This is a genomic window from Algoriphagus namhaensis (assembly GCF_042649705.1).
Taxonomy (GTDB): Bacteria; Bacteroidota; Bacteroidia; order Cytophagales; family Cyclobacteriaceae; genus Algoriphagus; species Algoriphagus namhaensis.
In genome coordinates this window covers 274759-298175 of sequence record NZ_JBHRZS010000003.1, presented here as the reverse complement: position 1 = coordinate 298175, position 23417 = coordinate 274759, and the positions used below count along the sequence as shown (strand labels likewise).

Annotated in this window: 19 protein-coding genes; 5 read left to right on the top strand and 14 right to left on the bottom strand. The window is 42.5% G+C overall.

Going from position 1 to position 23417, the window contains the following annotated elements; all coding sequences use genetic code 11:
• Window positions 1-112: 112 nt before the first annotated feature.
• The gene (locus tag ACFOSV_RS02980; protein ID WP_377903245.1) at window positions 113-607 is read right to left on the bottom strand and encodes a hypothetical protein; all 495 of its coding nucleotides are present in this window, start codon (window positions 605-607) and stop codon (window positions 113-115) included.
• Window positions 608-720: 113 nt separating this feature from the next.
• A complete protein-coding gene (locus tag ACFOSV_RS02975) occupies window positions 721-1971 on the bottom strand; it encodes a dipeptidase (RefSeq protein ID WP_377903243.1) in 1251 nt (416 codons plus the stop codon).
• A gap of 163 nt (window positions 1972-2134) precedes the next feature.
• On the opposite strand from ACFOSV_RS02975, the gene ACFOSV_RS02970 reads away from it, so the two are divergent.
• The gene (locus ACFOSV_RS02970; protein WP_377903241.1) at window positions 2135-3862 is read left to right on the top strand and encodes an alpha/beta hydrolase-fold protein; all 1728 of its coding nucleotides are present in this window, start codon (window positions 2135-2137) and stop codon (window positions 3860-3862) included.
• A 4-nt stretch (window positions 3863-3866) separates the two neighbouring features.
• Window positions 3867-4748, top strand: a complete 882-nt coding sequence (locus ACFOSV_RS02965; protein WP_377903239.1) for an SMP-30/gluconolactonase/LRE family protein — start codon at window positions 3867-3869, stop codon at window positions 4746-4748.
• 50 nt (window positions 4749-4798) lie between these two features.
• Here ACFOSV_RS02965 and ACFOSV_RS02960 read toward each other — a convergent pair whose 3' ends face one another.
• Window positions 4799-5803, bottom strand: coding sequence for a multidrug DMT transporter permease (locus ACFOSV_RS02960; protein WP_377903237.1), 1005 nt, complete (start codon window positions 5801-5803; stop codon window positions 4799-4801).
• A gap of 10 nt (window positions 5804-5813) precedes the next feature.
• The gene (gene rbsK / locus ACFOSV_RS02955) at window positions 5814-6716 is read right to left on the bottom strand and encodes a ribokinase (protein WP_377903235.1); all 903 of its coding nucleotides are present in this window, start codon (window positions 6714-6716) and stop codon (window positions 5814-5816) included.
• A gap of 186 nt (window positions 6717-6902) precedes the next feature.
• On the opposite strand from rbsK, the gene ACFOSV_RS02950 reads away from it, so the two are divergent.
• From ACFOSV_RS02950 to ACFOSV_RS02940, 3 genes are all read left to right on the top strand, one after another.
• Complete coding sequence (locus ACFOSV_RS02950) at window positions 6903-7904, top strand: acyl-ACP desaturase (RefSeq protein WP_377903233.1); 1002 nt, start codon at window positions 6903-6905, stop codon at window positions 7902-7904.
• 95 nt (window positions 7905-7999) lie between these two features.
• Complete coding sequence (locus ACFOSV_RS02945) at window positions 8000-9295, top strand: Zn-dependent hydrolase (RefSeq protein WP_377903231.1); 1296 nt, start codon at window positions 8000-8002, stop codon at window positions 9293-9295.
• A gap of 132 nt (window positions 9296-9427) precedes the next feature.
• Window positions 9428-10963, top strand: a complete 1536-nt coding sequence (locus tag ACFOSV_RS02940) for a carbon-nitrogen hydrolase family protein (protein ID WP_377903229.1) — start codon at window positions 9428-9430, stop codon at window positions 10961-10963.
• A 100-nt stretch (window positions 10964-11063) separates the two neighbouring features.
• Here the strand turns inward: ACFOSV_RS02940 and ACFOSV_RS02935 are convergent, their stop codons facing one another.
• The 10 genes from ACFOSV_RS02935 to ACFOSV_RS02890 all read right to left on the bottom strand — a co-directional run bounded on the left by ACFOSV_RS02935 (window position 11064) and on the right by ACFOSV_RS02890 (window position 23405).
• Window positions 11064-11387: a hypothetical protein gene (locus ACFOSV_RS02935; protein ID WP_377903227.1), complete on the bottom strand. Its 324-nt coding sequence runs from the start codon at window positions 11385-11387 to the stop codon at window positions 11064-11066.
• Window positions 11387-11929, bottom strand: a complete 543-nt coding sequence (locus ACFOSV_RS02930; protein WP_377903225.1) for a DUF2589 domain-containing protein — start codon at window positions 11927-11929, stop codon at window positions 11387-11389. Before ACFOSV_RS02930 ends, ACFOSV_RS02935 begins: the two co-directional genes overlap by 1 nt.
• A gap of 11 nt (window positions 11930-11940) precedes the next feature.
• Window positions 11941-13065: a hypothetical protein gene (locus ACFOSV_RS02925; RefSeq protein WP_377903223.1), complete on the bottom strand. Its 1125-nt coding sequence runs from the start codon at window positions 13063-13065 to the stop codon at window positions 11941-11943.
• A 31-nt stretch (window positions 13066-13096) separates the two neighbouring features.
• Window positions 13097-13747: a DUF2589 domain-containing protein gene (locus tag ACFOSV_RS02920; RefSeq protein WP_377903221.1), complete on the bottom strand. Its 651-nt coding sequence runs from the start codon at window positions 13745-13747 to the stop codon at window positions 13097-13099.
• Window positions 13748-13890: 143 nt separating this feature from the next.
• Window positions 13891-14664 carry a Rossmann-like and DUF2520 domain-containing protein gene (locus tag ACFOSV_RS02915; protein WP_377903219.1) on the bottom strand — a complete coding sequence of 258 codons (774 nt, stop codon included), beginning with the start codon at window positions 14662-14664 and terminating at the stop codon, window positions 13891-13893.
• A gap of 83 nt (window positions 14665-14747) precedes the next feature.
• The gene (lpdA, locus tag ACFOSV_RS02910; RefSeq protein WP_377903217.1) at window positions 14748-16145 is read right to left on the bottom strand and encodes a dihydrolipoyl dehydrogenase; all 1398 of its coding nucleotides are present in this window, start codon (window positions 16143-16145) and stop codon (window positions 14748-14750) included.
• Between the two features lie 110 nt (window positions 16146-16255).
• A complete protein-coding gene (odhB, locus tag ACFOSV_RS02905) occupies window positions 16256-17788 on the bottom strand; it encodes a 2-oxoglutarate dehydrogenase complex dihydrolipoyllysine-residue succinyltransferase (RefSeq protein WP_377903215.1) in 1533 nt (510 codons plus the stop codon).
• Window positions 17789-17852: 64 nt separating this feature from the next.
• Window positions 17853-20645 (bottom strand): 2-oxoglutarate dehydrogenase E1 component, encoded by a 2793-nt coding sequence (locus ACFOSV_RS02900; protein WP_377903213.1) that lies wholly within the window; start codon window positions 20643-20645, stop codon window positions 17853-17855.
• Window positions 20646-20786: 141 nt separating this feature from the next.
• Window positions 20787-21740, bottom strand: coding sequence for a hypothetical protein (locus ACFOSV_RS02895; protein WP_377903211.1), 954 nt, complete (start codon window positions 21738-21740; stop codon window positions 20787-20789).
• 18 nt (window positions 21741-21758) lie between these two features.
• The gene (locus ACFOSV_RS02890) at window positions 21759-23405 is read right to left on the bottom strand and encodes a SusD/RagB family nutrient-binding outer membrane lipoprotein (protein WP_377903209.1); all 1647 of its coding nucleotides are present in this window, start codon (window positions 23403-23405) and stop codon (window positions 21759-21761) included.
• Window positions 23406-23417: the final 12 nt, after the last annotated feature.

The window sequence follows — 23417 nt, the reverse complement described above, 5'->3', positions numbered from 1 at the left end:
TAAGTAAAGTATTGAAAAATAGGGAAATACTTTACATCGAAAAGTACAATTGTAAAAAGGAGTACGATCACGGAGACAAAAAAATCCCCATCGGCTTCGATGGGGATTGTGATTAATTTCCTTTAAGAAGATCTTTTGCAGGTGGGGCTTTTTTGTTGCCTCCATGATCTGGGTGAATGTAGGTATGAAAGAATAATCGCACCCAATAGTTTTCTTGGGTTTTAAATAAGCTGCTCATCCCATCTGTAATGGTATATAACGCTTCAAGGTTTTGATCTTCAAGCCACTCTTGATTTAATGCTTTAAACATTCGAGCTGCGGGAACATAGGTCCCATCCTCTTTCTGAACAGAAACTGGTGCAACAATTTGTCCATTTTCAACCTTAGCCTTTGCCAGATAACATTCGCTTCTGCCCTGATTAATCACAACCATGACGGTTTCGTGCTCCCCATCAGGAACCTCAAAAGCTCCTCTTTCATGAAAAGAAATATAGTAATTACTGTAGCAGCCTTCTATCCCTGTGGCGAAGATACTTGGCTCAGATTGCTGTGAATAGCCTGCCCCAATAGTTAAGAAAAGAGCAAGCGCGATAAATATTTTTTTCATACTAAAAGACTTTGTGAATTATTTATTTGATAAAAATCGAAAATTTGTCTGAGCAAAAAAATTCCTTCCGGACAAAACTGCTAGAAGGAATTTTTTACTAACACTAAATTGGACTAATTCTGCGCCGCATAATCTTCCACGGCCTTCCAGACCCTGAAAATATTCTTATAACATATCTTCTCGATATCCTCCTTGGAGTAGCCGCGCTTCAATAACTCTGCAATTAAGTTTGGGTACATGGATACATCCTTTAGGCCTGTGGGTAAAGAATCTCCTACTCCATCAAAATCAGAACCAAGACCTACATAATCTACTCCTACCAAATTGACTACGTGATCAATATGATCCGCAACCCGCTCTACTGTTGGGAATGGATTATTTGCAGCGGTATATTCTGCAGCATAAGCAACAAAAGCTGAATCTGAGCGACTGAGACCATTATCTACCATGTAATTCACCAAATGCTCTCGAACCATACCGGCACCTGCTGCATAAGCCGAATCAATAAAGGTTCCCCCAAAATTGATCATCATCACACCTCCATTTTTTGCCATGGCTTGAATCAATTCGTCGCTCATATTCCGCTCAAAACCTGGCGTAAATTTCCTTACAGAAGAATGGGAAGCCATTGTTGGCACTTTGGTAATCGCCAAGGCATCCCGGAAAGTATTATCAGACACATGTGACAAATCCACCATGATCCCAACTCGATTCATCTCCTCAACTACCTGCTTACCATATTCGGAAAGCCCGCCATGGGTGCCTGTGGTATCATAACTTGCATCACCTATCAAGTTGTCTTTGCCATGAGTCAAGGTGATATAACGAATGCCTCGGCTATGAAAATATTCAACATTAGCTAAGTCATCCTCGAGCCCAGCTCCATTTTCCATACCCATTGGAAGAGAAATGATGCCCTTGGCAAAGTTGGCCTCAATATCTGCAGGACTATAGGCCATGGCAAATTTGTCAGGAAAGGTTTCAGTCAAGCGCTCAGTCATTAGAATTAAAGAATCAGCCAGAGCTTTTGAGGCACCGGGAATGGCCTGGTTGCCGGCTGGGATATAAATGGACATAAAAGGCGCGTCCAATCCACCTTCTTTGGTTCTAGGGTAATCAAAATTCCCCCCGTCTGTTCGTACGGATACATCCAAAATTTCACGTTGGAGAGTAAATCCACCCACCTTCATCCGATAGGGTAAATCGACATGCCCATCGACCATGATGGTAGATCTTGCCATCTCAGTGGCCGCTTCTAATCGCTCAGCATCAGACATGGCGGTATAGTCAATTTGAACTTCTTCAGGTGCTGCACAGCCAAAGGCTAAGGCAACAAAAAACAGGAAGGATAAGGTCTTTTTCATATTTGATGGTTTTAGATCGAATCAAGTTATATTCTTTTCTCGACTAGGCATAAAAAATTCTACAAATGGTGCTGTAGAAATTCGAATCGAGGGGAATTTTTCACCCTCCACTCAAAGATTCACAGTGGAATGCTTAAATTTCAATAGAAAAAACCCCAGCTCAATGAAAAAAATATACGCAATCTGTGTACTAATCACTCTAATTTGGTCCTGTGCACCAAATTCGGAACAAGCCATTGAAATCAACCTAGACCCAGCCCTAGCCGAGGGACTTAAGGATGGTCGGGTTTTACTGATTTTCTCCAAAGATGGAGAAAGAGAACCTAGATTTTCAATTTCGGATAATGTGCAAACCGCTCAGGTTTTTGGCATGGACATAGACGATTACAAAGCGGGAAACCCAGTCTATTTCGATACTGAGAGCTTTGGCTATCCCATCGAATCAATGGCCAACTTAGAAGAGGGAGACTATACCGTTCAAGCTTTCGTGATCAAATACGAAACCTTCAATCGAGCAGATGGACACACTGTAAAATTAGCCATGGATCAGGGAGAAGGTCGAAAATGGGCCAATACTCCTGGTAATATTTACAGTACGCCACAAAAAATCAGCTTCAAGCAAGGCCAAAAAATCGAACTGAACATCGATCAAATAATCCCTCCCATTTCTGAAAAAGAGGACAGCAAATACATCAAACACGTCAAAATCAAATCTGAATTACTATCTGAGTTTTGGGGAAGAGACATGTATCTCGGGGCTCATGTTCTTTTGCCTGAGGGCTTTGAAGAAAACCCAAATGACCATTACCCTCTAATGGTTTTTCATGGACATTACCCGGATGATTTTGGGGGCTTTCGGACTTCTCCACCAGATCCTAGTTTAGGCGAGGACGACTATAGCGCTCGATTTGGGATTTACGGTTACGCCAAAATGCAGCAACAAGAAGCCTATGATTTCTACCAAGATTGGATCTCTCCAGACTTCAAGCGTTTTATCGCTATAGAAATTCAGCATGCCAATCCATTTTATGACGATAGCTATGCAGTAAACTCAGAAAACCTAGGACCTTATGGAGATGCCATCACTTACGAATTGATCCCGCACATTGAAAAAGAGTTCAGAGGAATCGGCGAGGGCTGGGCTAGGTTTTTATACGGGGGAAGTACAGGTGGCTGGGAGGCTTTAGCCGTGCAGGTGAAGTACCCTGACGAATACAATGGCTGCTTTGCTGCTTGTCCGGATCCGATTGACTTCCGAGCCTTTACCACTGTGAATCTTTACGAAGACAAAAACGCCTATTATCAAGAAGGTGAATTTCGCAAAACGCTGCGACCCGGACACCGGGACTACTTAGGACATGTAGATGCAATGCTGAAAGATATGAATCATCGTGAACTAGCAATCGGTGGTGACAAAACGAAATCCGGAGAGCAATTTGATATTTGGCAGGCGGTCTATTCACCCGTTGGCGATGATGGCTACCCAAAACCCATTTGGGATAAGTATTCCGGAAAAATCGATCCAGAGGTGGCAAACTTTTGGAGAGAAAATTACGACCTTCGATATATCATGGAGCGGGATTGGGAGACTTTGGGACCTAAGCTTGAAGGAAAAGTACATATCTATTGCGGTGATATGGACAACTACTATCTGAACAATGCAGTGTATCTCACCGAAGAATTCTTGGAGCAAACCCAAAATCCTTACTATGCTGGTGAGGTTGCTTATGGAGACCGTGCAGAGCACTGCTGGAATGGAGATCCGACCTTGCCAAATTACATCACTCGATTGCGCTATAACACCATGTATTTGGATGAAATCGAAGATCGTCTTCGGGAATCTGCACCCAATAATTTTAACCAACAAAACTGGACATTAACCAAAAATTAGACTTATGAAAAAACACCTAAATTATAGCCTATTAGTACTTTCCGGGGCTATTCTATTGGCATGTGGCTCAAACAAAACAGAAGAAATCGTAGAGCCACTGGCAGAAGTAGAAGATGTCAAGACACCCACGCTCACCTTGCTCGGTGAATCCCCAGAAACGCTGATCACCAATGAATCTGTTCTTTATGATCAAGAATCTGGAGTAATCTATGTTTCAAATATCGAAGGGAATCCTACCGATAAGGATGGAAAAGGCTCCATTTCTATTATAGCTAAAGACGGGACTATTGTGACTCAGGATTGGGTCACAGGAATCAGTGCTCCAAAAGGAATGGGAATAGCAAACGGAAAGCTTTACGTGACCGATATTGATCAACTGGTGGAAATAGATATTGCATCTGCCAGCATCAGCGCCACATACCCTGTGGAAGGAGCAACTTTTCTAAACGATGTGGCTACCCATGACGGGAAAGTCTATTTCACAGACATGAATACCGGCAAAGTTCATCTACTAGCAGATGGAGTGGTAAGCACCATTTCTGAAGGTCATGAATCCATTAACGGGATCGCCGTATCAGAAGGTGGAGTCATCTACGGCTTGGATGCCTCTGGCCTAATCGTGTGGACAGAAGAAGGAAGCACTGAGATCATTAACTCCCACGTCACGGGAGGAGACGGACTAGTTATTTTAGGAGACGGTAATTTTGTCGTTTCTCGATGGGTTGGAGAGATTTGGTTCGTCACTTCTGAGGGTCAAACTCTACTTTTGGATACCAAAGCAGAGGAGTCAAATACTGCTGACCTAGGATTCATCCCTGAAGACAATGTGGTCTTAGTCCCAACTTTCTTCAAGAATAAAGTTGCAGCATACCAGCTGGAATACTGATTTATTCGAAGTATCACACGAAGCCTTCTCGAGAAATCGAGAAGGTTTTTTTATGAAAATCTCGAAAAAATGATCAGCACCAAACCTAAGATAAAGGCCAAAAACATCAATCGGACATAGGTCGACGTACCTTTCGGAGCATCTTTGAATTCCTTCCAAACAAACACACCCCAAGCGGCAGCAACCATAGTCGCTCCTTGACCCAGACCATAAGAAATCGCAAAGCCTGCCTTTTCTCCAGAAATCACACTCAGTGACATACCAATACACCAAATGATCCCTCCAAGTAAACCTACTAGATGAAGCTTTAGGGTTCCAAGCTTAAAATAGTCCGCATAACTCACTGCTTGACCCTGAAGGGGTCTAAACATGAAAAAGCTATTCCAAAGGAAATTGGAGACAAAAATACCAAGAGCAAAAATGAAGACCGCTGAATAAGGTGTCATCAAGCCAGCTTCTGGAGCGTCGAAATCGGTAGAAATCGAAGCTGCCACAAATCGATAAAAGAAGCCCATCAGTATGCCACCCGCAATGGAAAGAAAAATACCACGAGTTGGAGTTTGAGCTTTTCCTTGAGAAAGCTTGCCGTATGCGATTGCATCCAAAATAATCGCCAAAACTACTAGGGCAACTCCTAGAAAAAGAATCAGTGGGTCACCAATAGGCTCTGCCAAATAATTTACCAAAACACCCAAAACCAAGGCTATTCCAATTCCCACTGGAAAAGCCACGGCCATTCCAGCAATGTCTATAGCTGCAACTACCAGAAGATTGGCCAAATTGAAAATGATGCCCCCGATAAATGCCGAGCCTATCGCACTGGAATCTGCCTGAGCAATATCATCCAAAAATGCACGGCCTTCTGATCCCGAACTTCCTAGCGTAAGCCCGAAAATGAGTGAACAAAGCACAATGCCGATCGCATAATCCCAATAAAACAGGGGGAATGGCCAAGATTTAGAAGCGAGCTTTTGGGAATTGGCCCAAGAGCCCCAGCAGATCATCGTGATCACGCAAAGAAGCACAGCCAAGGCGTAGGATTGAGGAATGAACATGGTCTAGAAGTTAGAGGATGATTTCATGTCGAAAGGGTTGGGAATCTTGTGCACCCATCCGGGTCACAGAGATAGATGCGGCGCGGTTTGCAAAGAGAATCGAGTCTTTGAGACTTTGGCCCTCGGCCAAAGCGACTGCAAGTGCTCCATTAAAAGTATCTCCTGCTGCAGTTGTATCTAAGGCTTGAACCGAGAAGGCTGGAACTAGCCCTTTTTCTACTCGATTGAGAAAAAAAGAACCCTTGGCTCCCAAGGTAATGATCACATTTTCCACACCTGATTCCAATAAAACATGAGCCGCTTTTTCAGCACTCTTTTCATCTGAAACTTTGACTCCTGTAAGCATTTCCGCTTCGGTTTCATTGGGTGTGATGATATTCAAAGCAGCTAGACATGACAGACTCAATTTGGCGGCAGGGGCTGGATTTAAAATCACTTTGACTCCTTTCTCACTGCATTTTTCTACCAAATACTCCACCATGGGAATGGGAATCTCCAGCTGCACCAGGACAAATTCAGTTTGGCCCAAAACTTCATCAATAGAATCTATATCCGCCAGAGTGAAGGAATTATTTGCCCCTGACGCCACAGAAATACTGTTTTCCCCATTCCCATCGATCAATATCAGCGCAACGCCTGAGTGCAAGCCTTTTGCAGACCGGATCAATGAAGTGTCTATACCTAGTTTCTGAAAACTCTGAATAGCATTTTTTCCAAGTTCATCATCTCCGACTTTGGCCAGAAAAATGACATCTCCACCCAGCTTTGCTGCAGCTACGGCTTGATTGGCTCCTTTGCCTCCGGCAAAAGAAAAAAACTCGCCGCCCAAAACCGTTTCTCCCGGTCTAGGAAGCTCTGGTGCTTTGATCACCATGTCAGTATTGCTACTACCTACCACCAGAATTTTTCCCATATGCTAATCTTTGAGCTAACATTCCTAAGTTAAATAATTATTTGAGATGAGCCAGATGGAAAGCCAAGACCTCTTTTACCCACTTGTCCTCGATAATGCCCTTAATTAAGATTTGCCGATTTTTCTTAGTATTTGTGCTTAACTTAGTCTCTGTAAACCTGAATTGAATTTTTGATTTTAGAACATATGAAAACAGATAAAAAAATAAACTACGAGCTTGAGAAAAACCTAGAGGTGATTTCTCAAATTGAAGGATTTGTGGCGGAGGCAGTAGATACTATTTTGGTTGACCCTGATGAATGCTGGCAGCCTACTGATTTTCTTCCGGATTTCTCAGACCCAAACATTCACGAGGAAATCAAAGCTTTACAGCAGCGAGCTGAGGGAATCCCAGATACCGTTTTGAGTTCTTTGGTGGGCAATATGATTACTGAAGAGGCTCTACCCAGCTACCAGACCTATTTCAATATGCTAGAAGGAATCAACGAGGAGAGAAATCTCTTCAATCCATCAGGCTGGGTAAGATGGTCTAAAGCTTGGACAGCAGAAGAGAATAGACATGGTGACTTGCTGAATAAGTATCTATATATGACCGGTAGAGTAGACATGAAGGCTGTGGAGCGGACTATTCATCGACTGCTACATAATGGCTTTGATCCAGAAACGGATGGAGACCCATATCAGGCTATGATTTACACATCTTTCCAAGAAAGAGCTACCAAAATTTCACACGTAAATACAGGTAAACTCGCAGATAAAGCTGGAGACACAGTCCTCTCTAGAATCTGTAAGACCATAGCGGGAGATGAAGCAAGGCACGAAAAAGCCTACAAAAGCTTTATGTCCAAGATTTTTGAAATCGATCCGAATGGAGCCTTACATGCATTTGAGCAGATGATGCGAAAGCAAATCGTCATGCCAGCAGTAATGATGGGTGAAGGAGGGAATAACCCTACTTTGTTTAAAGACTTCTCGGCCATCACTCAGAAAATTGGGGTTTATACCGGCTGGGATTATGCTCGAATCATCGATCATTTGGTGAATACCTGGAAAGTAGAAACCCTAACTGGCCTGAACGATGTAGCGTCCAAGGCTCAAGATTATCTCGCAAACCTGGCTGATCGCTATATGCGACTGGCAGACCGAATGAAGGCCCCGGACGAGATCAAACTCGCCTGGATGAAATAGAATTAAATCCAACCTTAAAAGTCCCTCTCGATATTGGAGAGGGACTTTTTGTTTTAGTCCTATTTCCCTATTTTATTTCTCTAATCTTTGCTCCAATGAAAATTTTACAAATTCTTTTCTTCCTTTGGATCCCGACCCTTTGTCTAGGGCAAACCTCAGAACTCCGAGTAAATTCAGAAAGGCTCAACGGAAGCCTTAAAAAACTCTCCACCTTTGGCAAAAATGCAAATGGAGGAACAGACCGCATTGCATTCTCTGAATATGATATTCAAGCTAGAAGCTATGTAATGGGTTTGATGAATGATGCTGGGCTTGAAGTCAGTGTTGATTTTGCGGGAAACATCATTGGCAAAAGAAAAGGAACAAACCCGGCCTTGAAGCCAATTGCCTTTGGGTCCCACATTGATGAAGTGCCTAATGGTGGTGACTATGACGGTCCTGTGGGCTCCATGAGCGCCATAGAAATCATGCAGACTCTTGCCGATGAAAGGATAGAAACAAGGCACCCTCTCGAAATAATCATTTTCACCAACGAAGAAGGTGGGGTCATCGGAAGTCGGGCTTTGGTTGGAGAACTTGGTAAAGAGGCCCTTCAAGTGGTGACCAATGCTGGTATCACTCAATATGAGGGGATCAAAAAAATCGGAGGCGACCCTGATCGGATTCCTGAACTCAAAAGGGATCCGCTTTCACTTGCTGCATTCCTAGAGCTCCACATCGAGCAAGGAGGAAATCTGGATCGCGAAAAAGTAAAAATCGGAGTAGTTGAAGGAATCGTCGCCATAAATTGGTGGACATTTACCTTTCACGGCTTTGCAAATCATGCAGGCACCACCCCCATGAATATGCGGAAGGACCCTATGCTTCCAGCTGCTGAGTTTATTTTGGCGGTTAATGAAGTCGCAAAATCTACTGAAGGCAAACAAGTGGCTACGGTCGGGAAGATTGAGGCATCTCCGGGAGCTGGAAATGTAATTCCCGGTGAGGTGACCCTCAATTTGGAAATTAGAGACCTTTCGCCAGAAAAAATTTCAAGCATGTATGCCGAACTAGAAAAACGGGCCAAAGCTTCAGCGGAAAAATACGACACCACAGTGTCTATCCAGCCGATTGATGTGGCCTCAAAGCCGGCCATAGCAGATGATATCATCCGCAATATCATTGACGAACAAGCCAAAGCCCTAGGTCTTTCCACAATGAGCCTACCCAGTGGCGCTGGACATGATGCTCAAGAAATGGCCAGAATAGCACCGATGGGTATGATTTTTATCCCAAGCAAGGATGGCATCTCTCATGCTCCAAGCGAATATTCATCCCCAGAGGACATTGCAAACGGAGCCAATGTCCTTCTTCAAACTATCCTGACCCTAGACCAAAAACTAGGGTCTTAATCTAATGGCCACTAACCGAAATAAATTAGAAAACACGCTATAAATTACCGGCCATCATAGACCATTAAGTTTTCGATTGCTCGCTTTTTCGTGCAATTAAATAGCTAGATTTGCAGCCTTATAATACTAGAAATGGATCATTCTCAAATAGAAAATATTACGCTTTCATATCTTCAACTTTCTGACTACCAAGAACTAAAAGATGCCATGGTAGATAGCTATCAAACAATGGCAGAGGCCTATTGGCGTGAAGATCAAATCAAGATTCTTTTGACCAAATTTCCAGAAGGTCAAGTGGTAATTCGAATTAATGATCAGCTCGCCGGTTGTGCCTTGAGCATTGTGGTGGATGAAGATCACTTGGAAGGAGAGCATACCTATAAGGGAATTACTTCCAATTTTACTTTTGAAAAGCACAATGACGATGGTGATTTGCTTTATGGCATTGACGTATTTATCAAGCCCGAATTTCGAGGTTTGCGCTTGGGACGAAGATTATATGACTATAGAAAGGAGCTTTGTGAAAAACTCAATTTAAAAGGAATTGTCTTCGGAGGAAGGATCCCGAACTACTACAAGTATGCGGACAAGATGTCTCCAAAAGAATACCTAGAGCGGGTTAAGCTGAAAGAAATCCATGATCCAGTATTGAATTTTCAGCTGGCAAATGATTTTCATCCTGCCAGAATTCTAACCAATTACCTAGAAGGTGACAAGGCTTCCAGTGACTTTGCTGTTTTATTAGAATGGGACAATATTTATTACCAAAAGCCGTCCAAAAAAGCTGCAACGAAAAAAACTATCGTCAGACTAGGTCTCATTCAATGGCAAATGAGACTGTACAAAGACTTCGAAGAACTGATGCAGCAAGTGGAATACTTTGTAGATGCAGTGTCCGCTTATCGGTCTGACTTTGCTCTTTTTCCCGAACTATTCAATGCGCCTTTGATGGCGGAATTCAATCACCTTTCCGAAGCTCAGGCCGTTCGTGGCTTGGCAAAATATACTGATGAAATCGTGAAGCGATTTTCTCAGCTTTCCGTAGCCTACAATATCAATATCATAACCGGCTCCATGCCTAAAATTAAGGAGGATAAACTTTACAATGTTGGGTTCCTTTGCAAGCGAGATGGCTCAGTCGATTCCTATGAAAAACTTCATATTACCCCACTTGAAAGAAAAGTCTGGGGTATGCAAGGAGGTAATACGCTAAAGGCTTTTGACACGGATTGTGGAAAGATTGGAATCCTAATATGCTATGATTCAGAATTCCCTGAGTTGAGCAGGATTTTGGCCGATGAAGGAATGGAAATTATGTTTATACCTTTCCTTACGGATACTCAAAATGGCTACTCTCGAGTTAGAAATTGCGCCATGGCTAGAGCAATTGAAAATGAATGTTATGTGGCAATGGCTGGAAGTGTGGGCAACCTTCCAAAAGTTCACAATATGGACATGCAGTATGCACAATCTATGGTGATTACGCCTTGTGATTTTCCTTTCCCTAGTAACGGCATCAAAGCCGAAGCCACGCCTAACACAGAGATGACCTTGATCGCGGATGTAGACTTATCTCTACTCAAAGAGCTAAATGAATTTGGGAGTGTACAGAACCTAAAGGATAGACGGAAGGATCTTTTCGAGCTTCGTCAGATCTCAGGAAAATAAAATAAACCGGATTATCTATCCGTGGCCATACAAGAAAATCTATTCGATTTACCGACCTCTCTAGCTTGACTTCCTGTTTAAAAAGAATAGCGAAGCGCGTCTAAAGTTGGCCATCAGCTCTGACCTTCTTGGCCTCACTGAGGCCCTGATTGAGCTTTCTAAGCGATTCTATAGATTGCTTCGATTTTTCTTGATCTATGGTCAGCTCCAGTCCACAGTTGAAACACTGTACCGGTTCATAGTTGAGCAACGTCTCCATGCTGATCACCAGTTTGGTACCACACTCAGGACAGGACAGACCCGGCTGTCTCGAAACCTCCAGTTCAGGAGTTTTCTCAGGTATTGCCTCCGAATTATCATCTTTTGTTTTACTCGAAAAAAAACCAAAGAAACGATCTCTCAGTTTAGTTATCCAATTGGGCATTATCCTTCTTTGTTTGCGTTATCTAAAATATTCAAAAGCTGAACCATCCCTATACTTGGCTCAGACTGAGCTAATCGGATTTTCACATTCATATTGGCTGTAGCGGCCTGTGAAGAATTGTTAGAGCTAGGGCTAGGTTTTTTCCCTATGATGGCCTTCATTCTCAATTGACGTGCCTTAGATCCAAACCAACCGCGATCCGAAGAATCAGATTCTCCTCCCTTAGTTGAACTATCCGGCTGGCTAAGAGCTAAATCAAACTCTATTTCGGCCTCAGCCACCTTAAGAGATGGGATTGGAATCACTGTCAATAATGGTACAGAAATGCTCGCCTCTTGAACCTTCCCGTCGATATCTAAACGATTGTAGGAAAAGGTGATATTCCTTACTTTTCCAAAGTCCCCCTCTGCACTTGAGGCAGAATTTACAAAGCCGACCTCCTGGATAAATTCCGCAGTTGCTCTTGCGGCAATAGCCTCGGCTTGAACCACAGCAGCCATTGGTGCACCAAGGAGGTCAGAGATATATTTTGGAGTTATCATGATTGTAGAGTTTAGAGAATGGTGTTATGATCTTCATCTTCCAAAAGTGTAAAGTCCTGAGATCCTAGGGTGAACTTAATGGTACTAATGGTTTCAGGTTTGGCCTTGCTAATAGCCTCACTATCCACGTTGACATCAATGATTGTAGCCTTATTTTCTGATAGAATCTTATTCACTCCAGTTTCAAAAACTGGAAGTCTCGCTGCCATCACCTTCTCCACCGCATCATTCAGAGTCTGATCATCTTCAAACTCCTCTGATGAAATATTAGCCGCTGCTCCTGCTCCCATCCATTTTGGTTTTGCCTTGGTCCCCTTATTTAGCATGACAGCTTTTTCACTAACTGACTTTTCGAAAAAGGATTTACTCGACGCTGCTCCAAGTTTTTTGGTATCAATGGATACATCAAACTTTCTATTTCCTGCCTTAAAGCTTGCCGTCTCTACTTTTTTAGTAGTATCACGCTTGACTTCTGCCACCTCAACCTTATTTGCTTTCAAAGACTTTGTAAGTTCTTTGGCGCTATTCATAGCCACTTTTTCATCGGCAAATTTCTCGTTCACCACGAATTCTGACATTCCAGAAGAATCTAAACCCAGAATCTGAAACTCCCCCGTTTCAGTGGGAACTATGGCCAAGGAGTTCGATTTTTTTACCACCGGCAATAGTTCTGGTAAAGACTTTTTCAATCCTTCTCGAGCAAGTTTGGAGCTTTTGACTGGATCATTTCCTTCCAAACTCTTTTGCAGAACTCCCTTGATTGTAGAATTAACTTCATTTTCCCAAGCCTCAGAGGGATAAACTGAACTCAAACCTTTGTAAAGCTCATTGGACCGAGTCACCCTTTCTACCGATTTTTTCACCTCCTTCGCAGTTTCCTGTGCAAATGCTGAGACAAAATCATCCAGCTTTTTTTGAGATTGAGCGGTCTGAATAGGCTTTTCTTCTACATGATTCACTGCATATTTGATCTCGACCTCGAGGTTCTGAATACTAATTCGAGGCACAGGAAAATATCTAAGAATCTGGTCCGAAGCGTAGTTCTTGGCGATTTCTCTAGAAGTCTCATCCGCCTTGGATTTGGCTTCATTGATGTCGCTAAGTATGGACGCAATTATTCCGTTCAACTGGCTCATGGCATGTTGATTTAATGATTAGAAAAAAATCTTAAGGTGTTACTACAGCACCAGATGGTTTCTCAAGAATGGCCTCTTCCATGATATTCAAAATCTTGGCAAGGCCAGCCGGCATTTCATCCTGAACAGCTTTTACTTGCACATCCATGGTGTATTGGGTAGCCGTGTTCACCTTATTACTTTGATGACTGCTCCAGTTGTTTCGAGTCGACACTTTTGCATTCAGGTTGAATTTCACTGGTGAGAAGAAACCACCTGCCTTGAAATTCATCGTAGTATCTGTTGCGACCGAACCGCTGCTTGCGCTTCCACTTCTATACTCTTGCTGCTCTGTGATATTCGCAGTAAAACGGATCGTCATTTCCTCAATTCTGATAAATGGAATCGGCACGATCGTTAAGATAGGAACGGTCAAGGTCACATTTTCTTCACCTGGTTCATTTCCTGCTCCACTTCCTCCTGCAGATTTTCTAGAATATCTAAACGTGACATTCCTTACATCACCAATACTTTCATCCTGCTCTCCATTCTGCTCTTCAGGTACCGATTTAAATCCAACTTCTTTAATAAAATTTACCGTGGATTTGGCAGCCAAGGCTTGAGAATGAATGGCTGCAATCATAGGTCCTCCAATGATTCTACCGAAAGGTATTGACCTAAGGGTTCGATTTACATAACTCATGATACAAAGGGTTAGGTGGAAAAAAAACTATAAAAAAGAGTATAGCTACTCTAACACTTTGAATATAAGTAGATTAATTTAAATTCTGAAATAATTACAAGTTTTTCTTGTTAAATGAATATTTAGTTATAACATTCTGTAAATCAACTATCTATGATGTCCTGAGAAATTAATCGGTAAATCTCCGCTACTTCCTCATTATAATTCAAAAACTGATGGTGCTCTTCTAGAGTCTCATAATCCTCTCGAATGGCTGGACCAGTTTGAGCTTTTTTTGCCCCGATTTGGAGACTTTTTGAAATCGATTCGATCACCAACGGCTTTAGCATTTCATAGTCCAACCCTTGTCGCTGCATGATTTCTTCGGCAATTCTCAACATGTGGTTCGAAAAATTGCTGGCAAATACAGCTGCAACATGTATGGCTAGCCTATCCTTTGACCTGATGGAATAACTCGTTGCTTTTAAGGACTTCACTAACAATTTTAACTTCTGCGTCACCTCTTGGTCTTCTGATTCGATCAGGAAAGGTACCTCAGCCAAGTCCATTTTGGTCCCTTTTGTGAAAGACTGCAAGGGATAAAGCACCCCAGTATAAGTAGCAGAACTATAATTCAATAAATCTAATCCTGCAGCACCTGAAGTATGCACCAATAAGCTTCCTTCAGGAAGGATAATCTCATCCGCAATTTGCCCGATGGCTCCATCAGTAACCGAAATGATAAACAGTTTCGAATTGCTTTCCGAAAAGTCCAGATCCTCTTTCACAGTAGCTGAATAGAGTCGAGAGGTAATTTGCTCAGCACCAGTTCTAGACCTTGCATAAACTTCCAAAACCTCATGACCTGCATTCTCCAAGGCTGGAGCCAAATGCCAAGCGACATTTCCTGCTCCTATGATTGCTATTTTAAACTTCATGAGTGAATTAACCCATTTTTGAGAAAAAGAAAAAGCCATCCAAGATTACTCTTAGATGGCTTCAAATTTTAGCTTTGTCCTACTTAAATATGCAAAGCTCTATTATCAGTGGCTGCTAGACAAGCTTCCTTAAACGCCTCCGTGTAAGTAGGATGTGCATGCGACATTCTTGCGATGTCTTCCGCAGAGGCCCGGTATTCCATTGCTACGACCGCTTCTGCAATCATGTCGGCTGTTCTTGGACCGATCATATGTACACCTAGAATTTCATCCGTTTCTGCATCTGCCAGCACTTTGACCAACCCATCCGTATCCATAGATGCTCTGGCTCTTCCTGAAGCCATAAATGGGAACTTACCTGTCTTATACTTCACCCCTTTTTCTTTCAGTTGCTCCTCCGTGTATCCTACCGCAGCTACTTCTGGCCAAGTATAAACTACACCAGGAATTAGATTATAATTGATGTGTGGTTTTTGACCCGCCAAGATTTCTGCAACTAAGGTTCCCTCCTCTTCTGCTTTGTGCGCGAGCATCGCACCACGCACCACATCTCCGATCGCATATATGTTGGGAGCGGTAGTTTGTAGATGATCATTTACTTCTACTTGTCCGCGATCAGTCAGCTTCACTCCAGCCGCTTCTGCATTCAGGCCATCGGTATATGGCCTTCTTCCGATAGAGACCAGCACATAATCCCCTTCAAGAACTACGTTTTCACCTTTGGAATTTTCCGCTGTTACAGAAACAGACTTTCCTTTATTTTCTACCGCCGTTACTTTGTGCTTCAGGTAAAATTCAAAACCAAGCTTTTTCAAAGACTTCTGAAGCTCTTTACCCATGGTGCGATCCATCGAGGGAATCAATCCATCCATAAATTCAACTACAGATACTTTGGCTCCCATTCTGCCATAAACTGAGCCGAGTTCCATTCCTATGACTCCTCCACCAATAATGATCAGGTGTTTTGGAATTTCCTTCATTTTCAAAGCCTCAGTAGAGGTAATGACACGGTCTTTATCCAATTTGATAAAAGGAAGAGTAGCCGGTTTAGAACCTGTAGCGATGATTATATTCTTTCCCTGAATATTTTCGGATGAACCATCATCCTTGGTCACTTTCACCGTGGTATTATCCACGAAAGAACCCATCCCTTGAAGTACGTCAATCTTATTTTTTTTCATCAAATAAGAAATACCATCCACATTTTGCTTGACCACATCTTCTTTTCGAGCGATCATTTGCTTCAAGTCCACCTTCAGATTTGAAAGATTGATGCCATGTGTTTTAAAGGTATGTGCAGCATTATGGTAGTGCTCAGAGGAGTCCAATAATGCCTTGGAAGGAATACACCCCACATTCAAGCAAGTACCTCCTAGAGTTGGATATTTCTCGATAATGGCAGTTTTCATACCCAATTGTGCACAGCGAATCGCCGCCACATATCCTCCTGGTCCCGAACCAATTACTATTACATCGTACATTTTTCTTAGAATTTTAGAAGCTAGATATGAATTTCAATATCTAGGCACTTCAGGTTGAAAATCGGAAGTGAAGTCAATTCACTCCCTCCTTTTTCATATTTAGTAATTTCTTACACTCCAAACATTAACCTAGTTGGATCTTCAAGCAATTGCTTTACTCGAACCAAGAAGCTCACAGATTCTCGACCATCAATAATTCTGTGATCATAGGAAAGTGCGAGATACATCATGGGAAGTATTTTAACCTCTCCATTTACAGCCATCGGGCGTTCCACGATATTGTGCATGCCAAGAATAGCAGACTGAGGGGCATTAATGATTGGGGTAGACATCATCGACCCAAATATTCCTCCATTCGTGATGGTGAAAGTACCGCCAGTCATTTCCTCAATACTAAGTTTATTGTCACGCGCTTTGGTAGCAAGTCTCACCACCTCTTTTTCGATTTGATCAAAAGACAGGGTTTCTGCATTCCGGATGACGGGTACCACTAGTCCTTTTGGTGCAGACACAGCTATGGAAATGTCACAATAATCGCTGAAAACCATTTCATTTCCGTCAATCTTGGCGTTTACTGCAGGCCATTCTTGTAATGCTACACATACGGCTTTAGTAAAGAATGACATAAAGCCAAGCCCTACTCCATGCTTTTCTTTAAACTGCTCTTTGAACTTGGACCTCAACTCCATGATCGGCTTCATATTCACCTCATTGAACGTGGTCAACATTGCCGTTTCATTCTTGACAGACACCAGTCTCTTGGATACAGTTTTTCTAAGTGAAGACATTTTCTCTCTTCGCTCATTTCTAGAGCCAGTAACCCCTACTGGAGCTGACTCAGATTTAGATGGAGCTGGTGCTGAAGCAGCCTTTGGAGTCTCTACTTTTTTCGCAGCTAATGCATCTTCTTTAGTAATTCGACCATCCTTACCCGTACCACTTACCTCAGAACCTGAAAGTCCTTTCTCGGCAAGAATTTTTGCTGCAGCTGGAGAAGCATGTCCTTTGGCATAGCCATCATTTGAAGAATCACTTGTTGAGGCCTCATTTGAAACTGAATCAGTCGATGTTTTTTCTTCGCTCGCGGGCGCAGAATCCATCACCTCAATTTTACAAATCATCCCTCCAATTTCTAAGGTATCACCTTCTTGAGCCACATGTCTCAGTATTCCTTGAGCTTCGGCGGGAAGTTCAAAAGTCGCCTTATCAGAGTCAACTTCCGCTATGATTTCATCAAGCTCCACAAAATCTCCATCGGCCTTGAGCCAATTTGCTAGGGTAACTTCAGTAATGGATTCACCAACGGTAGGCACAACCATCTCTTTAATTTCGCCACTCGGTGCAGGTGCAGAAGATGGTTCAGATTTGGTCTTGGCTTCAGGGGTACTTGTTGGAGCAGTGTCCACTCCAGATTCGTCTATGACACATATCAAAGCACCAATTTCAAGTGTATCTCCTTCTTGGGCTTTAATTCTGAGAATTCCACTTGCCTCAGCTGGTAGCTCGAAGGTGGCTTTATCGGATTCAAGTTCACATAGTACTTCATCCATTTCTACATGATCTCCTTCACTTTTAAACCACTGTCCCACGGTAACTTCCGTGATTGACTCTCCGACTGCGGGTACTTTTATTTCTTTGCTCATAGTAAATTCTTTTATCCCTGTCTGGGACAAGGAGTAAACAAAAAAGGTTAGTGAGTTTTGTTAATTATTTTTTTGTGGACAATGCTCTCTGAATTATTGACTTCTGCTCTTCGACGTGGACTTTATTGTAGCCAGTTGCTGGCGAAGCACTCATCTTTCTAGCGATTACTTCCATTGGTAATTCTTTATACAACATTCGGAGCATGTAGCTCCAAGCTCCCATATTCTCTGGCTCTTCTTGAACCCAAACCAATTCAGCATTTTTATAAGTGTCCAATACTTTGTTGAGTTGCTTTTTAGGAAGTGGATGTAATTGCTCAATCCTTACGATAGCAACATCCTTGATTTTGTCCTTTTCGCGTGCTTCTTCAAGATCATAATAGATTTTTCCTGTGCAAAGGATGACTCTTTTTACATTCTTCTTAACCACATTCTGATCATCGATTACCTCCTGGAAACTACCTGAAGTAAATTCTTCAATCGGTGACATGACTTTTGGATGTCTCAACAGTGATTTTGGAGACATAACTACACAAGGCTTTCTGAATTCCCAAGTCAGCTGTCTTCTAAGCATGTGAAAGAAGTTTGCTGGAGTAGTGACATTCGCTACTACCATATTGTATTCCGCAGAAAGCTGTAGAAAACGCTCGGGTCTAGCATTCGAGTGCTCTGGACCTTGCCCCTCATATCCGTGAGGCAAAAGCATCACTAGACCATTCATTTTTTGCCACTTTGATTCCCCTGAGGAAATAAATTGGTCAATCATAGTCTGCGCCCCGTTGGCGAAATCTCCAAACTGCGCTTCCCAAATAGTAAGAGAGTTTGGATTTGCCATGCCGTAGCCATATTCAAATCCCAAAACAGCATATTCTGAAAGAAGAGAATTGTAAATGGAGAAATTCCCCTTTCTCTCTTTCATTTCTCTCAATGAATTGTATGGCTCATTGGTATTAGCATCATGGAGTACAGCGTGTCTGTGAGAGAATGTGCCACGCTGGCAGTCCTGCCCTGTAAGTCTCACAGTCTTTCCTTCTAGCAAAAGGGATCCATATGCCAAAAGCTCAGCTGCCGCCCAGTTCAATGTTTTAGACTGAAAAAACATATCCTTCCGCTGCTTCATCTGCACTTCGATCTGCTTGATCGGCTTGAAACCTTTCGGAAGAGTTGTAAGGGCTTTGGCTACAATCTCGATAGCTTTAGCATCCATTCCAGTTTCAGGAGATTGATCAAAATCCTCTGGCTTGGATCGTCTCAAATTTGCCCATTCCTCCTCAAAGCGAGTCGCTTGATAAGGAAGAGGTTTTTCTTTTACTAAATTCAAACGATCCTGTAGGAGCTGTCTGAATTCTTTATCCATTTGGGTAGCGATTTTTTTATCTAAATCACCACGCTCAGTCAGGCGCTTCACATAAATCTCTCTTGGATTGGGATGCTTGGAGATGATGTTATAAAGTTCAGGCTGAGTGAACTTAGGTTCGTCAGACTCGTTGTGACCATGGCGTCTATAGCAGACCATATCAACAAAGATGTCTTTATTGAATTTTTGTCTAAATTCTGCAGCTAATTTTGCTGCAAACACAACAGCCTCTGCATCATCCCCATTGACGTGGATCACTGGAGCATCAATAATTTTTGCTACATCTGTACAGTAGATCGAGGATCTAGCATCATCAAAATCCGTCGTAAAACCTACCTGATTATTGATCACAAAGTGGATTGTTCCGCCAGTGTTATATCCTTTAAGACCGGCCATTTGAGTGACCTCATATACGATACCCTGACCAGCAACGGCAGCATCCCCATGAATCAAAATAGGCATTACCTTCTTTTGGTCATTCCCATATTCGGAATCGATTTTAGCTCTCAAAAAGCCTTCGACTACTGGATTTACCGCTTCCAAGTGGGATGGATTTGGCGCTAGTTTCAGGTGGACTTTACCTCCTTCAGGAGTAACGATATCACTTGAGTATCCCATATGGTATTTCACATCCCCATCACCCATAGTGAGATCCGGCTTTGCCGTACCCTCAAACTCCGAGAAAATTTGCTCATAGGTCTTACCCATGATATTTGCCAGGACATTCAGACGACCACGATGGGCCATTCCGATCATGACTTCATTTACTCCCAATTCTGTCCCTCTATTTATCAGCGCATCCAAAAATGGAATTGTGCTTTCTCCACCCTCGAGGGAGAATCGCTTCTGCCCAAGATATTTTGTATGCAGGAAGTTTTCAAAAACAACAGCCTGATTGAGTTTAAACAGGATTCGCTTTTTTTCTTCAGCAGCAGGATTGAAAGTCAATGCTTCCTTCTCCACCTTTGTTTTGAACCAATCCAGCATTTCTGGGTCCCGGATATACAAATATTCGAAACCCATGGCCCCGATGTAGATTTTATTTAGGGACTCAAGAATTACAGAAAGCTTCGCCTTACCTATTCCGATTTCTTCACCAGCCTGAAACTCGGTATTCATATCCGACTTACCCAAGCCAAAATCCTCTGGATCAATAAGGGCTTTACGATCCCTGCGCTCTCGAACAGGATTGGTCTTGGATCTCAAATGTGCTCTGGATCGGTAAGCGTGGATGAGAGCGCGTACCTTTATTTCTTTGGGAAGCTCCTCCATATCCATGATGGTCCCAGGAGTAGCCAAAGCACCATTTTTTGCAGTGGTACCTGTTGAGGGTGTTGGGATTTCCCCATTTTCATCCCCATAATTCTTTAATGCAAAATCGAATCCATCAAAGAATTCCTTCCAGCTTTCGTCGATTGAGCTTGGGTCAGATTTGTAAGAAGTGTACAGCTCATCGATGTAGGACACGTGAGCGTTAGCGATATATGAAAATTTATCCATGGTTTGCTTTTGACAAAAACAAATCTAAGTGGAATAACTCGCTTTAAAAAATTGCATATTTGCTTTAGCAAATATTAATGATTTGGAAAATAAAAAAAGCGGTGTCCAATGAACACCGCTTAATATTAAAGTTCAATACTGTTAATTCAATATTGGCAAAGGCTTACCGCTTTGTGCTTTGATAGTAACCTCACCTGTTTCACCGTCAGAGTTTAACCAGGTAAATACTAACTCCTCAGCACTACTGCTAAGTACAGTCATTGAATAGGAAGCTCCATATTTATCAGCACCTGTCATTGTCAACTTACCACAAGCATCATTGATTCTTACATCACCATTGCCCCAGGAATCACCGTAGCAATCCCAGAAGCCGAATGTACCATCCGTAACACGGTAAACACCTGGTCTACCTGAAACTGGCGACCAAGTCGATGTTCCTGAGATAGTTCCATCACAACTTCCATAAATAGAATCCATGTTAGTAGCTGTGAACTCGTAAGTACCTCCTAAGTCTGAAGGACAAACCACTGATACGTTGTAGAAGAACGGTGAAGCGTAAAATGGGCTACCAGTTACGTTTGCATCAGCATTCGTATTTGTAAACGATCTTCCAAACTTGTCATTCAATACCAATCTGAATTCGAAGGCATCTCCACCTTCAATATCTGCAGGAGTCAATCCAACAGCCTGAATAGCTTCCGAAGCAGGAATAGTGAATGAGGTTCTTAAGAATCTGGAATCACTATTTGGAGCGAAGTCAGATGCTTGTAGAGTACGAATCAAAACATCATCAGTTGACAATGCTGGACTATACTCTAATCCAACTCCAGGAATTAAGCGTCGATGTCTCACCCGGATTTCTACTGTTTCAACAGTTGCACCATCCTCTGCATCCACTGCTTCAAGAGTAAGGGCAAAATTAGAATTCGCCAAGTTGAAGAAGTTGAACGAGGTACTGGTTCTTTCTATGGTTCTCAAGTATGCCGCAGTATCGAATTCAGTATACGGAATATTCGGCTCGACAAAGTCTCTGCATGAGCTTAGGAACACAAGTGCTCCAACCACTAAACCAAATGTATATTTAAACATTTTCATATTTTCTCTATTTTTTTATTAGTAAACCCAAGCGTTGCCTGCAGGATTATTATCCCAGAACACCTGTACCTTTTGATCTGACTTTTGAACAGCATTGTTATTAGTAGTCAGATAAACCAATGGATAGAAGAATGAACGTGGGAAGTCACCGAAACTTGGCTGAAGACCTGGCTGCATATTATCAGGCTGGCCTGTTCTTCTGTAAAGGTTAAAGGCTTCCACACCATTTCCGTAAAGCGCTAGCCAATATTCTCTACCGATGATTCTCATCCGATCAGTATTTGACGACGCTGCTGCATACTCAGCATTAACATAAGATATGTAGTTTCCCACCTGCTGAGCGTATGCATCATTTGCAGTAAATGCTCTGATTGCTGAAGCCTCAGGAGTAGAGGTAGAGAAATCACGAACATAATCCATACTCTTCTGAATACCTGCCTCAAGATAAGCTGCAGGATCACCAGTAGTTCCTAGGAAAAGAGCCGCTTCGGCAAGCATAAAGTCCACATAAGATGCTAACATAATTGGGTGGATACCTGCACCTTGCGCACCAAGCGTAATATCATTCACTGGAGCCGCTGAATCATTGTCGAATCGACCACCGGCAGGATAAACACCCCATACAGTTCTTCGAAGACCATCTGGTGGGATACCATCTGGATTCAAGTGATCTCTACCCCAATATCCTCTTTCACCTGGTAGACAGAAAATAAATCCGGCCGATAGGTAATGGGAAGGAGGGAATGAACCGATACACTCAATCTCATCTGGATCAGTACTGTTTACCAAAGTCTGACGATACATGTAGTATCTTACTCTTGGGTCATCAAAGCCTTTAGCTTCTGTCAGATGCCACATGTAGTAAGTAGACTGGTAATCACCACCACCACTGATATAAGTTCCAGTAAATCTTGGATGACGAGAATCTGGATCCGCACTAGTAGTACCGAACTGGAAAACAAAGTCATCACCTTTTCTAAGAAGGTTATTACCCGCAATCAGAGCATTGATGCCCGACGTGGACTCACCTGGATTAACCAATCGTGTGTTAAGGTAATATCTCAATTTCAAGGTATTCACCAATCTTACCCACTTGTTATAGTTTCTGCCGTAGAAATAATCGTTTGGCGAACCTGATGATCCAGTTGCAGTGAAGTGCCCTTCAGCTTCGTTCAAAAGAGCCAAAGCATCAGCATAAACCTGAGCTCCAGGATCAACATTAGGGAAGAAATTACTTGCGTCTAATGCTTCTCTAAATGGAACATCACCATATGAATCCACTAAGTGGAAAAGAACCATTGCTTTAATGGTCTTTGCGATACCCATGTGTCTTTGAAGATTTGATTCTTCAGCAAGAGGCAGAAGAAATTCAACATCAGCAAGAATACCTGCATAAGCATTTGACCAATACGCGTTAGTGGTAGTTGGAGTATAAGCTCCTTCGTACTGAGCACTTCCCTGATTGATCATTCTTGTCAATCGCATTCCATCATCACCAATTGTATTAAATACACCTTGGTAACCCAACTGGATGCTGTTCAATAGGAAATCCGGATTGGCAGTACTCGCGTTAACTGCGTTCGGATCTTCCTGTAAGTCTAGGTCACATGACGCTGCGAACATCATACTTGCAGCAATCATGAGGCTATATATTTTTCTTTTCATTTTTCTTCAGTT